The following is a 13,817-nucleotide window of genomic DNA, read 5'->3' as shown; positions in this document are numbered from 1 at the left end:
CGCTTTGCTCCGGAATAGCTGTCCGCTTTGAAACGGAATCACTGTCCGTTTTGCCCCGGAATGGGTGTCCGCTTTATCCCGGAATCACTGTCCGCTTTCCAGCGGAATGGGTGTCCGTTTTCACCGGATTGTGCACTACATTGTTAGAGAATAAAAATACTGCTTTCCTGTCCGCGCAATGTGGTATATTTCAAGGGTATTTTAGTGAGGGTAATTTGCAACCCAACCACCTTAGAGGTGAGAACCCTCGGCTAATCATACTATATTGATTTTAATTCCCAATATTGCGAATAGTTTTATTTTTCTTAGTTAGATTTTTCAACCTCTCCAAAAAATCGAATTTTCCTCTATCGGTGGGAAGCTGGTATGATATCAAAGGTGAGGCTGCCCTAACTGATGCTATTTTAGAGTGGTTGGTAGAAACCTCACATTGAAAAGAACTCAAGGGAGAAAGTTTTAGAAAAAACTCTAATATTGTAATTAACTATCTATTTAATCAATCCATTTGAGGAGTCAACATCAAGGAATTTCTACACATATCAATAGGAATGTGTACATTATAAATGACAAATAATATGGAAACAAATTAAGAGAAATTTTTCAAAGGCTATTTTATCAAAAATTGGACTCGATTGGAAATTGCGATATTTACAGGAATTAAGATACCACTCAGCATAATTACAGATAATCTTAGCTTTATCGGAGTTGGACCAACAATAGATGTGGCAATCGGCGCATCAATTGGACAATCAATCGAAAAAAATACACCAGAGAAGGACGAATAGAACCTTTGAATGATAGGAAAAAAGAAAATAAAAAATAGCAACTAAAGTCGGTATATCCTCGACCCTTACCAATCATATAAAAACAGAATGAATAAAAATATCATTACAGTACTACTTTTCCTAATAGGGGTTATTCAAGCAAAATCACAAGATATTGAACAAATTGTAATCGGGACGAAACATTCACTTAGGTCTAATATTTTGAATGAAGACAGAAAATATTGGATTAGCCTCCCGGATTCATACAATGATAAAGAGTCATCCTATAAGAGATATCCAGTACTTATTGTGCTTGATGGAAATTTGCACTTTAAACCCATTGCAGGAATGGTTAACTACATGAGTGCCGATATATATAGAAGCTGGGAAATTCCGGAGATGATTGTGGTGGCTATTCAAAATGTTGATCGAAGAAGAGACTACACACCAGACAAAATCATTACAGTTAGAGAGAATAATACAGGCGGTGGAGATAGTTTTCTTAGCTTTTTAGAAGATGAACTTTTACCTGAGTTGGATCAAAAATATAGAACAGAACCTTATCGAATTCTTTTTGGGCATTCTTTGGGAGGTTTGCTGGCTACTCATGCCTATATGAAAGACAAGACTCTTTTCAATTCATTTATTGCGGTGGACCCAAGTTTTGGAACATGGGATTCAGATACCATGGATAAAAAATTAGATTCTTTGACTGAACAATCATTTGAAAGATTTATTTACATAGCCACTGCCAATTGGGGCAAAAGGAATATCAGAAATCGTGATCGCCATGTACGATTGTATGAGGCATTGAATAGTAAATGCAAAGGTGAATTACCAGCAAAATTAGATTACTTCGAAAATGAAGACCATAATTCAGTTCCAATCATTGCTTTCCATAATGGAATCTCTGCAATTTTTGACGGCTATGGAATTTCCCATCGTGATGTGGAAGATAAGGAGCAACTAACTCAACACTTTCAAGCACTTTCTGAACGACTTTCATGGGATTTACGACCTCCAGAATATCTTGTAAACCAATTAGGTTATAGGATGCTACAAAGTGAAAATGATAAAGACAAGTCCAATGCCTTAGAATTCTTCATCTTGAATGTAGAAAATCACCCTAAATCATTTAATTCCTATGATAGCCTGGGAGAAGCTTATGAAACATTCGGTGATACTCAAAAAGCCATCGCAAACTATAAAAAATCTCTTGAACTAAACCCGAGTAATGAACACGCAAGAATAAAAATAAATGAATTAAGCAAGGACGAATAAATACGATTGGAATCTTGTGGTCCATTAGTCGGATCTAAAGGCAGGAGGTATTCAGTTCAGTTCTTCCTCCTTTATCGGATAAAAATGATAGTAAAAAAGAATATAACCTAGGAGGGAATAGTGCAAGGTTGTTAATCAGGAAAAATCAAAGGAAGCTCTTATCAAAGAAATAACTTCACTTAGAGAAAGAATTAATTAAAGTCTGATTACAACAATATTTGGCTGAAAGGCAAAAAAAACTTTCCAACGGATAAATTTATTAAAGAAAAATATCCATCAGCACCAAAAATTAACTTCGAGAGATTCAAGGAAGGAAAGTTTTATTAAAAAAGACTGTACCGTCCTGAAAAAACTATAAAGGACCGTACAGTCAGCTTAAGCATTAATTTATTCCCTAAAATCAAAAAGAGTAGTGATAAATCCAAAAGGCGGAAATTATTTTTAGCATTTTGTATTTTTAATTTAGAATTAAACCATTAATTCATTGTACGATATTCACTGGGTGTTATGCCAGTTCCCTTTTTAAACATCCGATTGAAATGTTGTGGGTATTTAAACCCCAACTCATAAGCGATCTGGCTTATCGATTTATCTGCTTCGAATATCTTTTCTTTTGCGATATCTATTAGCTTAAGGTGGATATGATCCATTGCCGATTTACCGGTTTCCTTTTTAATTAAATCCCCAAAATAGTTTGAAGAAAGATTTAATTCATCAGCAAAATAAGCTACAGAGGGCAATCCTAATTTCTTAGGATTTTCAGAATGGAAGTACTCATTTAACAATTTTTCAAAATTGGAAAGAATACCTTTATTTAAATTTTCCCTGGTAATAAACTGCCTGTCGTAGAAACGTTCACAGTAGTTCAGTAGTAACTCAATGTTGTTTGCTACAATGGTTTTACTGTGCTTATCAATATTTTGATCCAGTTCATAATCAATTTTTAAAAACAGTTCTTTTATTATTTGCTGTTCTTTTTCTGATACGTGCAAGGCTTCATTAAGCTCGTAGGAAAAAAAGTTATACCTGTGGATGTTTGCTGCAAGCGAGGTGCCTTTGATGAACTCTGTGTGAAAAAGTAGAGCAAAGCCTTTTGGATTGTAATCCTTTTGGCTTTTTATGCCCACTACCTGCCCGGGCCCCATAAAAACTAAAGTTCCTTCTTCATAATCATAATTATTTCTCCCGTACTGGAGCTGACCACAGTTTACACCTTTTAAGAATATGGCATAAAAACCGAAACTGAAATTACCGCTGGGCAATGGTTGGGCCGTTGAACTGTCAAAAACCGTTATTAAGGGATGCCTGGTAGGTATCTCCTTAAGGTCATTGTATTGAGATATGGTATCTACTTTAACTAAATCCTTCATTTTTATAGTTCCTATAATTTCATAACAAATATACCAATCAGATTATTGGTAAATTAGAAGAATGGGGCACATCAGTAAAAATGGTAATGATATCAGTATTCTGTATACAAAGTATGGCTGTTTATTAATCGATCTTTGTATAGAAATGAATATTATTTCATGTTTATATGTTCAATTCAAAAATAAAGAAATATGACATTAATAACTCATATTAAACCTAAGACATTTTCTTTTGCTTTTAAGGGAATTTTATTAATGCTAAGCTTTTTAATTTTTTCCTGTGGGGTAAAACCCAATGGGGAATTAGTTATTGCAGAACAGGGAAGTTTTGCCGCTGGAGGTACGGTAAAAAAGAGTCCTGGAATCTTTGATCCCATAGATCACGGAGCATTTAACCCCGGTAATCAAAGTACAGCTGGACAAACCCTGCACGGTGATCACGCTACGGTTTTTTATCAAAAACCTGTAAACGCTCGCGAATTACCACTGGTATTTTGGCACGGGTTCGGGCAATCGATGAGGACCTGGCAAACTACGCCCGATGGCAGGGAGGGATTTCAAAGTATTTTCCTTAGAAAACGTTTCCCGGTTTATCTAATCGACCAGCCCCGAAGAGGATTATCTGGAAGAAGTACTGAACCTACCACCATTTCGGCAGGTACCGATGATCAATTGTGGTTCGGTATCTTCAGATTGGGAACGGGTACAGAATTCTATGAAGATGTACAATTCTCAAAAGATCCTGAAGCTTTAGATCAGTTCTTCCGACAAATGACCCCCGATACCGGGCCATTGGATATAGAATTAAATATAGATGCGGTTTCGGCTTTATTCAATAGAATCGGTCCTGGAGTGTTGGTGACCCATTCCCACAGTGGCGGGCAAGGCTGGCTCACAGCCCTGGAAAATGACAATATAAAAGCTATAGCATCTTATGAGCCTGGTAGTAATTTCGTATTTCCGGAGGGAGAAGTACCGGAAGCAATACCTTATTTAGGCGGTCAACTCAGTGCACGGGCAGTTCCTATGTCTGATTTCGAAAAGCTTACTGAAATTCCAATTATCATCTATTATGGAGATTATATCCCTGAAGAAGAAACACAGAACCCGGGAAAGGAACAATGGCGGGCAGCGCTTACTATGGCCAGAAAATGGTCTTCTATCGTGAATAAACATGGGGGAGATGTTACGCTGGTACCACTACCCGAAATCGGAATGAAAGGTAATACGCATTTCCCAATGTCAGATTTAAACAATCAAGAAGTTGCTGAACACTTGTTCGAGTGGCTACAGGAAAAAGCTTTGGACTAAAAACATATTAATCTTAAATAATACATTATGAGACTCATAAAAAAATTCTGTTTAATTGCCGTAATCGGGCTGCTTTCATCGTACTCCTTGATGGCTCAAAATGAAATTTTTCCGAAAGGGGAAAAAGCACCGAACGTTTATCATACCGGAGATGTTTGGCTAAATCACTTGGCTGATGCCGATGAAAACTTCGATTTTAATGTAGTACAGGCAACAATGGCAGCCGGTTCAAAATTGAATTGGCATCTTCATCCAAAGGGTCAACAATTATATATCACAAACGGAGTTGGCTATTACCAGGAAAAAGGAAAGGAAGTTCAGGTAGTAAAAAAAGGAGAGGTGATAAAATGTGAACCTGATGTGGAACACTGGCACGCTGCCACACCTGCAACCCCGGTTACTTATATCGCAATAAGTGGAAATGCACCTACCAAATGGACAGATACCATTACCGCTGAAACCTATAATGCTATTAAAGCTCCGGAATTGTCCAATAAAGATACAGAGCAAGATCTGATAGAACTTTCTAAAAAGAAATGGGAATGGATGGCCGATAAGAATGCCGATAAACTTGAAGACTTATTTCACGAGAAATCCCAATTCGTCCATATGGGTGGAAGCTGGGGGAAAGACCGCGAGGTCTCAATTATCCGTAGCGGGGGGATTCATTATAAGAAAGCAGATATTCATGAAGTTTCTGCTGATATTATTGGCAATACAGCTATTGTATCCAGCCGAATTACCTTATTGGCAGTGGTAGGTGGAAATGAAGTAACTAATCCTTTTATAGCCACCGAAGTGTATGTGAAAGAAGGTAAAGATTGGAAATTAGCAAACCTTTCTTTTGTAAAACAACTTTCTAGTCCTAATGAAGATTAAAAAAGCAGGGATGAAACTCCCTAAAGTAGTGTTGATATTATTTTTAGCAATATTCTGTATTAGTTCTTATGGCCAGGAAAAAAATGAGGACCAGGATGTTGAGGCCGATGAAATGATTATAAGGATTGCTAAAATTAAAGTATATGCTAACCATAGGGCTGAATACATTGCTATTCTTAACGAAGAGGCAGAAGCTTCAATTAAATTGGAACCGGGAGTAATATGTATTTATCCAATGTATCAAAAAGAAAATCCTAATGAGATAAGGTTACTGGAAATCTACGCTAATAAAAAGGCTTATCAATCACATTTAGAAACACCCCATTTTAAATCTTATAAAGAAAAAACGAAAAGTATGATTGATACCCTCGAATTAATTGATATGAAAGCTTTAGATAAAGAAACAATGCCTCTAATTTTTAATAAAATTAAAGATTAAGATTAATTCAAATTTTAATCTCAATTAAATATTGTAGTTAATGAACAAGAGTTTAGTTGTCATATTATCATTCCTAATTTTTGCAGTGGAAATGAATTGTGCTAATTCTCAGAAGAAAATATCTGTAGGTTCAGAGAAACCACTTATTGTATACCTGTCTCGAACCCAAAACACCAAAGTGGTGGCCGAGCTAATTCAGAATAAGGTTGGTGGAGAACTGGTAGCCCTTGAAAAAGAAAATCCCTACCCCAAAGATTATCAAAAAATCGTGGATCAGGTAGATCGTGAGAATGAAGAAGGATACCTACCTCCATTAAAAACAAAAATAGAAGATCTTGAAAGTTATGATACGATCTTTATAGGCTTTCCTACCTGGGATATGCAAATGCCACCACCAATGAAATCCTTTTTAACTGAAAATGATATGAGTGGAAAAACCATAATCCCATTTAACACCAATGCCGGATTCGGAGTAGGCCAGGGTTTTGAGCAATTGCGAGAGCTATGTCCTCAAAGTGATATTCTTGAAGGTTTTTCGGTAGAGGGAGGCTATGAAAAAAGAGGAGTATTCTTAGCCATTAAGGGAGAACGGGAAGAAGAAGTCTCAGATCACCTTGATACCTGGCTGCAAAAAATTGGACTACTATAAAAACCGTCCTGATAACTATTGAATCTTAAAATTTAAAAAGATGAACTATAATTTTAGAAGTATACTTTTTTGTTTGTTGATAGTAGTGCCTTTCACTATTTCAGCACAGTCGGAAAATGAAAAGTTAAGTCCTACTGAATATAGTATTGCCAGAATTTCTGCGGCTACAGCTACAGGAGATCTTGAAACTTTAGCAGATGCCTTGAACGAAGGTTTGGAAAATGGACTTAGCATTAATAAAATAAAAGAGGAACTTGTTCATCTGTATGCCTATACCGGTTTTCCCAGAAGTCTTAGGGCCATCAATACGTTAACCGAGGTTTTGGACGATAGAAAGGAAAAGGGAATTAAAGACGAAGTAGGGAAAGAGCCTATAGATTTAAAAGAAGGCAATAAATATGAAATAGGAAAGGAAGTTTTGGCCGAACTAACTGGAGTAGAAGACCGCCCAAAGGCTGGTTATGCTAAGACAGTTCCCATCATTGAAGTCTTTTTAAAGGAACACCTCTTTGCAGATATTTTTAAGCGAGGGGTATTGAGTTATAAAGAGCGGGAAATTGCTACCGTGGCTGCCCTTTTAAGTATGGGAGGTGCCGCACCTATGGCTACAGGTCATATTAAAATTAGTATGAGGCACGGAGTGACTAAACCGCAGATACTCCAGATTGTGGATATGATAGAAAACGAAATTGATGAAGAAACAGGTCTTGAAAGTAGAGAAGTTGTAGCAGCATTAATTTCCGGGAAACCTGCGGAAACGACACCCACAACTGATGACAATGAAAAAATATATCCACGAGGTGAAAAAATAGAAAATCCTGTATTTACCGGGAATGCTTGGGTTAATTTTTTAGTAACAGCCGATGAGGTAAATAAGAATTCTGTAGGTGTCGTAACCTTTGAACCCGGAGCCAGAACCTTTTGGCACCAGCATCCCAATGGACAGATAATACTTGCCCTTTCGGGAGAAGGATATTATCAGGAAAAGGGGAGTTCAAAAGTAATAATGAAAAAAGGAGATGTAGCTAAATGCCCGGCGGATACACCTCACTGGCACGGCGCTGGTCCGAATGACGAATTTGTGCAAATAGCCATTACCAGTAGGGTAGATGGTCCTACACAATGGGGTGATGAGGTTTCAGATTCCCAGTATAAGGAATAAAATGGGCAAGAAAAAAAGAATTAAAAATCCATCATAGGCCAACGAGGTTGATTTTAGGAACCAATCTTTGTTCATTGAAGTTTTTCGTCTTGAAATAACTTTTTAAAAATTATTCTGTTTGCAGGAAAAAGTATTCCGGCTTTCTAAACCTGGTTATAGCAAGAATTATATGGAATATTCATTTTTATTATTAATATTTTACTTGATAAGATGTTAAGTTATTTAATTTGAGAAATTTAATAAGTTGTAACTGAAAATAATCGCTTTTAGCATTTAAAACTGTAAAAATGGTAAGTATATCAGTAATTCGGGTTAATTGTGTCATCCAGTAATTAACCAACTTTGTAATATTCATAACCTTTAAAAAGATAAGAGATTAACGGAAATAGTTTTCTATTTGTTAATTTTAACAAGCTAAAAAGATTATTTTTTATACTTTAATAGCCCTTCAACTAAATATAGATAATTATGGCACAGTTCGATGTAAAAATTAACGGTAAGAAGCATTCGGTAGATGTAGATCCAGAAACTCCATTACTTTGGGTGCTGCGCGATAGTTTTAAATTGGTTGGCACAAAATATGGCTGTGGGATTGCACAGTGTGGTGCATGTACCGTCCACTTTAACGGTACTGCTGTACGCTCCTGCCAGGTTCCGATTTCAGCAGTAGAAGATAATGAAATAACAACCATAGAAGGCCTCTCCGAAAACGGCGATCACCCTGTTCAAAAAGCCTGGTTGGAGCACGATGTCCCGCAATGCGGATATTGCCAGGCTGGGCAGATTATGGCAGCTACGGCACTTTTAAAAAATAACCCCAGTCCCAGTGATGTAGAAATTGAAGAGGTAATGAATGGGAATATTTGCCGCTGCGGAACTTATAATCGAATTAAAGCCGCTATCAAATCAGCTTCCCAAACCGTATAATTAAAACCTGAAAAAATGAAGAAAGTAAAAACAGGAATGGGCAGAAGGTCATTCATCAAGAATGTATCACTTGTCGGAGGAGGATTATTGATCGGTTTTAACTGGCTGGCCTGTAAGCGAGCGGCTGAAGAAAACGGTGAGGAAGTTGCTATGCAAATGCCCGATGAGTGGTTTGAACTCAATGGTTATTTGAAGATAGGAGATAATGGTATTGTCACTATTTATTCTCCTAACCCCGAGATAGGACAAAATGTAAAAACAGCAATGCCAATGCTTGTTGCAGAAGAACTGGATGTTGACTGGAGCAATGTGATTGTAGAACAGGCACCGCTTAACCTTGATGTTTTTACACGTCAACTTGCCGGAGGTAGCCAATCTATTCGTCAGGGATGGGAGCCGCTAAGAATGGCAGGGGCCACCGCCAAACAAATGTTGTTGAGTGCAGCGGCAAAAAAGTGGGAAGTCCCCGTTTCTGAACTTTCTGTTGATAAAGGAATCATTAGTCATAAAGCTAGCGATAGGTCTATAGGTTATGGAGAAATTGCCAAAGCGGCTACAAAGATTGAAGTACCTAAAGAAATTGAACTGAAAGATAATAGTGATTTTAAGATTATCGGTACTTCCCGAAAAAATGTAGATGCTAAAAAAATAGTAACGGGAAAACCCTTATACGGGTTGGATAGCTATGAAGATGATATGCTTATTGCAATGATAGTTCAACCGCCGGCCTTCGGGATGGAGTTTAAATCTATGGATGCAACTAAAGCAAAAGAAATGCCCGGAATAAAAGATATTTTTACCATAGATACATATCCTGAAGATATGGAGCGGGAATGGAGTGATGTGGCTGCTTTTTCCAAATTGGTAGTAGTCGTGGGGGAATCAACCTGGCAGGTAATGCAGGCTAAAAAAGCTTTAAATGTGGAATGGGATTTAAAACCTGATTTAACACATCAGATGCAAATTCTGGAAAAATCTCCTGGAATGGAGGAAACAGGTGGCCTGGAGAATTCCGATATGCATACAGCCCTGATGAACGACGCCGGACCTGCGAAATCTGAAGTAGTTAGAAAAGATGGTGATCCCGAATCGGCTTTTAAGAATGCTGCCCGTGTTATTGAGCGTTCGTATTCCTGCCCATTCCTCGCGCACAATTGTATGGAACCGATGAACTTTTATGCCAATGTCACCGATGAAAAGGCAGAACTGTTGGGGCCAATCCAAACCCCTGAGTTTGCTGAGAAAAGTGTAAATAAACGATTAGGATTCGATCTCGATAAGATAGATGTTCAAATGACCCGCATGGGTGGGGGATTCGGCCGCCGACTTTATGGTAACTTTCTTGTGGAAGCTGCGGTAATTTCACAAAAAATGAAGAAGCCGATAAAATTAGTATATACCCGGGAAGACGACATGGCTAATGGAGTTTATCGTCCCGCTTACAGGGTTACCTACCGTGCTGCACTTGATGCGAACAATAATATTACCGCGTTTCATGTAAATGCCGGGGGGATTACCGAAAGTCCACTTTTTGCGAATCGTTTTCCGGCAGGAGCAATTGATAATTATTTGGCCGAGAGTTGGATGATAGATTCGAGTATCTCAACAGGAGCTTTCAGGGCACCGCGTTCTAATTTTATTGCCGGGGCAGAACAATCTTTTTTAGATGAACTTGCTGAGGAAGTTGGAAAAGATCCGATCCAGTTTCGTTTAGATATGCTAAAGCGCGCAGCGAACAATCCGGTGGGTGAAGAGAATGATTACGATCCGGCGCGATATGCCGGGGTTCTGGAACTTGTCAGGGATAAAGCCGGATGGAATAATAATAATTCTACTTCAAGTAAAGGTGTAGCTGCCTATTATTGCCATAATTCCTATGTTGCCCAGATTTTAGAAATGGATCTAAAAGATAACGAGCCGATCATCGATAAAGTAACCTGCGCCGTAGACTGTGGTATTGTGGTAAATCCGGATGCCGCCAAAAATATGGTGGAAGGTGGGACCATCGATGGGGTTGGACATGCTTTATACAGTGAGTTGTCATTTAAAGAGGGCAGAGTTCTACAAAATAATTTTGATTCCTACCGCCTAATTCGACATCAAGAAGCTCCAAAAAAGATCGATGTACATTTTGTAGAAAATGGTATAGATCCAACTGGACTCGGGGAGCCGCCTTTTCCACCGGTGCAGGGAGCCTTGGCCAATGCTCTCTATAAAGCTACCGGAAAAAGAATTTACAAGCAACCGTTTCTGCCGGAAATTAGTGCGGTTAGCAGGGAGTTAAAAACTTAATTGGTTGCAGTTGGCTCCCTATGAAAAATATTAAGCTCAAATATTGGGTAGAGAATGAAGGTGAAAAATTCTATGGTCCGGGACCAAATGAATTGGTAAAAAGGATTCAAAAAGAAGGATCCCTTTCCAAAGCAGCCGCGCAAATGAATATGTCCTACAAAAAGGCCTGGGATTTAATACAGAGATTAAATAGGCATTCTCCGGAACCCTGGGTAATTTTAAAAAAAGGTGGATCGCACGGTGGTGGGGCGGAAATTACCCCCTTTGCTTTAAGAGTTATACGGGAATACGAGGAATTGGAACAGAAGTTAAATGAGCTTCTGGAGGAGGAAAATGACTTGCTAAAAATTTTAAAATAAAAATCGGTAATAGGGGATTTCAGGGATATTCCCTTCGGTTTAAAAACCGATATATACAGCAATACATATCGTTGATGTCACAAGATAAGACCATATACCTGGATTACAACGCAAGCACTCCGGTAGCTCAGGGAGTAGTTGATAAAATGCTGCCGTATTTTACTGAAAAATTCGGTAATGCCAGAAGTGACCATGTCTTTGGATGGGATAGCCAAGAAGCCGTTGAACATGCCAGGGAGCAAATAAGCGGATTGTTAAACTGCAGATCGACAGCACTAACATTTACTTCAGGGGCTACCGAAGCTGCCAATCTTGCCCTTTTCGGATTTTGTGAGAAGAATAAGGTAAAAGGTAAGCATATTATTACCTGTGAAACCGAACATAAAGCGATACTGGATCCTATACTAGCTTTAGAGAGAAAGGGTTTAGAGGTGACTTATCTCAAGGTGGATTCAGATGGGAATATTGATTTGGAAGATTTGGAAGATGCTATATCGCCTGAAACAATATTGGTTTCTCTGATGCTGGCAAATAATGAAACCGGACTCCTCCATCCTATGGCTGAAATTGAAAAGATTGTGCATTCAAAAGGGGTAAAATTAATGAGCGACATAACCCAGGCGGTAGGTAAGATTCCGGTGAATTTGGAAGAATTGAATTTAGATATGGCCATTTTCTCATCCCATAAGATTTATGGGCCCAAAGGTATCGGGGCGTTGTATGTAAATAAAAGGAATAAAGTAGCAATTGATCCATATGTTTTCGGGGGCGGCCAGGAAAAAGGATTGCGGCCTGGAACTTTAAATGTTCCCGGAATTGTAGGCTTTGGAAAAGCTGCTGAAATAGCTATTTCGAAAATGGTTGTGGAATCAAAAAGAATGATGAAATTAAAGAATAAACTAGAAGAAGCTCTGGAAAAAATAGATGGAGCTATTATTAATTGTAAGCATTCTAAGCGGCTTCCCAATACCACCAATATTTCTTTTAAAAATATCACCGGAAATATATTGTTAAGAAAATTAAAGCATTTAGCCGTTTCACGTGGTTCAGCATGTACTTCCAATCTTATCAAGCCTTCTCATGTTTTAAGGGCCATGGGCTTAAGCGATGAACTGGCTTTATCCTCAATAAGGATTAGCCTGGGAAGGGAAACAAGCGATCAGGATATTGAATTTGCTATCAATGAGATCGGAAAAGCGGTAAATAGTTTTAAAACTACGTCTGTATGAGAGAACTGGATGTCATAATTTCAAAATATGATTTGCTCAGAGAGAAGGCTGTGGAATGTGTTCTGGCTACCGTGGTTCATGTACAAGGTTCCTCGTACAGGAAAGCTGGTGCACGGATGCTAGTTGATGAATATGGAAATATCACGGGGGCAATCAGTGGCGGCTGCCTGGAGGGGGACGCCTTGCGCAAAGCGCTGCACGCCCAGTATAGACAAAAAAATAAACTGGTAACCTATGATACCAGCGATGAAGACGATGCCATTATCGGTGCACAACTGGGGTGCAACGGGATTATCCAGGTGCTATTTGAACCCATTGATTATTCTGATGATTTAAACCCGTGTGAACTTTTAAAAAAAGTGGCCAGACAAAATAGTCCTTTGGCAATTGTGGTGCAATTTAACCTGAACAAACAAAAAGAGCAGATTGGAACAAAATTGGTAATTACCGAAGATTTAAAAGCTTTTGGACAAAAACCAGAAAAGAGATTATTTAATTATATAGAAGAACAAGCCAGACTTACGCTAAATTATAATCATCCCCATTTTGCTGAATATCCAATAGGAGAAGAATTTACCCATATTTTTATTCAGAATTATCAGCCACCGTTGAAACTGATAATTATTGGCGCCGGGAATGATGCTCAAACTCTTGCTCAACAAGCAGATTTACTGGGTTGGGATGTAATAGTGACCGATGGAAGGCCAACCCACGCAAATAAAGACCGTTTTACTTCATCCTGCCAGGTGATCGTTGCCAAACCGGAAGAGACATTAGAAAATATTGAAATAGACCATCGCAGCTGCTTTGTACTGATGAGCCATAACTACAATTATGATTTGGCGGTTTTAAAGTTACTTTTTAAAGAAAGGGTTATCCCCTACGTTGGAATCCTGGGCCCATTAAAGAAATATCAGCGAATGCTCAAGGATTTAGAAGAAGAAAATTTTGATTTGGAAGATGAATATCTCAATAAAATATATGCACCGGTAGGATTGGAAATAGGTGCAGAAACCCCTGCAGAAATAGGCCTTTCTATCCTGGCTGAAATTCAAATGGTTTTAACAGGTAAAAGTGCTAAGCCGCTACGAGAGAAAGAGGCACCCATTCATGACAAAAAGCTTAATCATTTTACAAAGGTTCCGATATGATGGG

General features: G+C 38.4%; 13 protein-coding genes. 12 read left to right on the top strand and 1 reads right to left on the bottom strand.

Annotation, left to right across the window (positions count from 1 at the left end; translation table 11 throughout):
- Positions 1-632: 632 nt before the first annotated feature.
- Together ACW6NC_RS14265 and ACW6NC_RS14260 are read left to right on the top strand one after the other, a co-directional pair.
- Positions 633-785, top strand: a complete 153-nt coding sequence (locus tag ACW6NC_RS14265; protein WP_457867014.1) for a hypothetical protein — start codon at positions 633-635, stop codon at positions 783-785.
- Between the two features lie 87 nt (positions 786-872).
- A complete protein-coding gene (locus tag ACW6NC_RS14260; protein ID WP_457867012.1) occupies positions 873-2,045 on the top strand; it encodes an alpha/beta hydrolase-fold protein in 1,173 nt (390 codons plus the stop codon).
- 476 nt (positions 2,046-2,521) lie between these two features.
- On the opposite strand, the gene ACW6NC_RS14255 is transcribed toward ACW6NC_RS14260, so the two are convergent.
- Entirely contained in the window at positions 2,522-3,415 is an 894-nt protein-coding gene (locus ACW6NC_RS14255; protein WP_457867011.1) for a helix-turn-helix domain-containing protein, read from the bottom strand.
- 192 nt (positions 3,416-3,607) lie between these two features.
- Between ACW6NC_RS14255 and ACW6NC_RS14250 the strand changes: the two genes are divergently transcribed.
- The 10 genes from ACW6NC_RS14250 to ACW6NC_RS14205 all read left to right on the top strand — a co-directional run bounded on the left by ACW6NC_RS14250 (position 3,608) and on the right by ACW6NC_RS14205 (position 13,813).
- Positions 3,608-4,726: an alpha/beta hydrolase gene (locus ACW6NC_RS14250; RefSeq protein WP_457867010.1), complete on the top strand. Its 1,119-nt coding sequence runs from the start codon at positions 3,608-3,610 to the stop codon at positions 4,724-4,726.
- Between the two features lie 27 nt (positions 4,727-4,753).
- Complete coding sequence (locus ACW6NC_RS14245) at positions 4,754-5,605, top strand: DUF4440 domain-containing protein (protein WP_457867008.1); 852 nt, start codon at positions 4,754-4,756, stop codon at positions 5,603-5,605.
- A 10-nt stretch (positions 5,606-5,615) separates the two neighbouring features.
- Entirely contained in the window at positions 5,616-6,044 is a 429-nt protein-coding gene (locus ACW6NC_RS14240) for a putative quinol monooxygenase (protein WP_457867006.1), read from the top strand.
- A 40-nt stretch (positions 6,045-6,084) separates the two neighbouring features.
- Positions 6,085-6,693, top strand: coding sequence for a flavodoxin (locus ACW6NC_RS14235; protein WP_457867004.1), 609 nt, complete (start codon positions 6,085-6,087; stop codon positions 6,691-6,693).
- A 40-nt stretch (positions 6,694-6,733) separates the two neighbouring features.
- On the top strand, positions 6,734-7,855 hold the full coding sequence (locus ACW6NC_RS14230; protein ID WP_457867002.1) for a carboxymuconolactone decarboxylase family protein: 1,122 nt from the start codon (positions 6,734-6,736) through the stop codon (positions 7,853-7,855).
- A 468-nt stretch (positions 7,856-8,323) separates the two neighbouring features.
- Positions 8,324-8,782, top strand: a complete 459-nt coding sequence (locus tag ACW6NC_RS14225; protein WP_457867000.1) for a (2Fe-2S)-binding protein — start codon at positions 8,324-8,326, stop codon at positions 8,780-8,782.
- Positions 8,783-8,797: 15 nt separating this feature from the next.
- The gene (locus ACW6NC_RS14220) at positions 8,798-11,074 is read left to right on the top strand and encodes a molybdopterin cofactor-binding domain-containing protein (RefSeq protein WP_457866999.1); all 2,277 of its coding nucleotides are present in this window, start codon (positions 8,798-8,800) and stop codon (positions 11,072-11,074) included.
- 20 nt (positions 11,075-11,094) lie between these two features.
- Complete coding sequence (locus ACW6NC_RS14215; protein ID WP_457866998.1) at positions 11,095-11,433, top strand: winged helix-turn-helix domain-containing protein; 339 nt, start codon at positions 11,095-11,097, stop codon at positions 11,431-11,433.
- A 74-nt stretch (positions 11,434-11,507) separates the two neighbouring features.
- Complete coding sequence (locus ACW6NC_RS14210; RefSeq protein ID WP_457866997.1) at positions 11,508-12,662, top strand: cysteine desulfurase family protein; 1,155 nt, start codon at positions 11,508-11,510, stop codon at positions 12,660-12,662.
- Positions 12,659-13,813, top strand: a complete 1,155-nt coding sequence (locus tag ACW6NC_RS14205) for an XdhC family protein (RefSeq protein ID WP_457866995.1) — start codon at positions 12,659-12,661, stop codon at positions 13,811-13,813. Before ACW6NC_RS14210 ends, ACW6NC_RS14205 begins: the two co-directional genes overlap by 4 nt.
- The last annotated feature ends 4 nt before the right edge of the window (positions 13,814-13,817 follow it).

Source organism: Salegentibacter profundi (assembly GCF_054121475.1).
This window is presented reverse-complemented; position numbering and strand designations above follow the sequence as displayed.

Coding starts and splice junctions, on each gene's coding strand:
- ACW6NC_RS14260 (WP_457867012.1), top strand. CDS start 873: ATGAATAAAAATATCATTACAGTACTACTTTTCCTAATAGGGGTTATT.
- ACW6NC_RS14255 (WP_457867011.1), bottom strand. CDS start 3,415: ATGAAGGATTTAGTTAAAGTAGATACCATATCTCAATACAATGACCTT.
- ACW6NC_RS14250 (WP_457867010.1), top strand. CDS start 3,608: ATGACATTAATAACTCATATTAAACCTAAGACATTTTCTTTTGCTTTT.
- ACW6NC_RS14245 (WP_457867008.1), top strand. CDS start 4,754: ATGAGACTCATAAAAAAATTCTGTTTAATTGCCGTAATCGGGCTGCTT.
- ACW6NC_RS14240 (WP_457867006.1), top strand. CDS start 5,616: ATGAAACTCCCTAAAGTAGTGTTGATATTATTTTTAGCAATATTCTGT.
- ACW6NC_RS14235 (WP_457867004.1), top strand. CDS start 6,085: ATGAACAAGAGTTTAGTTGTCATATTATCATTCCTAATTTTTGCAGTG.
- ACW6NC_RS14230 (WP_457867002.1), top strand. CDS start 6,734: ATGAACTATAATTTTAGAAGTATACTTTTTTGTTTGTTGATAGTAGTG.
- ACW6NC_RS14225 (WP_457867000.1), top strand. CDS start 8,324: ATGGCACAGTTCGATGTAAAAATTAACGGTAAGAAGCATTCGGTAGAT.
- ACW6NC_RS14220 (WP_457866999.1), top strand. CDS start 8,798: ATGAAGAAAGTAAAAACAGGAATGGGCAGAAGGTCATTCATCAAGAAT.
- ACW6NC_RS14215 (WP_457866998.1), top strand. CDS start 11,095: ATGAAAAATATTAAGCTCAAATATTGGGTAGAGAATGAAGGTGAAAAA.
- ACW6NC_RS14210 (WP_457866997.1), top strand. CDS start 11,508: ATGTCACAAGATAAGACCATATACCTGGATTACAACGCAAGCACTCCG.
- ACW6NC_RS14205 (WP_457866995.1), top strand. CDS start 12,659: ATGAGAGAACTGGATGTCATAATTTCAAAATATGATTTGCTCAGAGAG.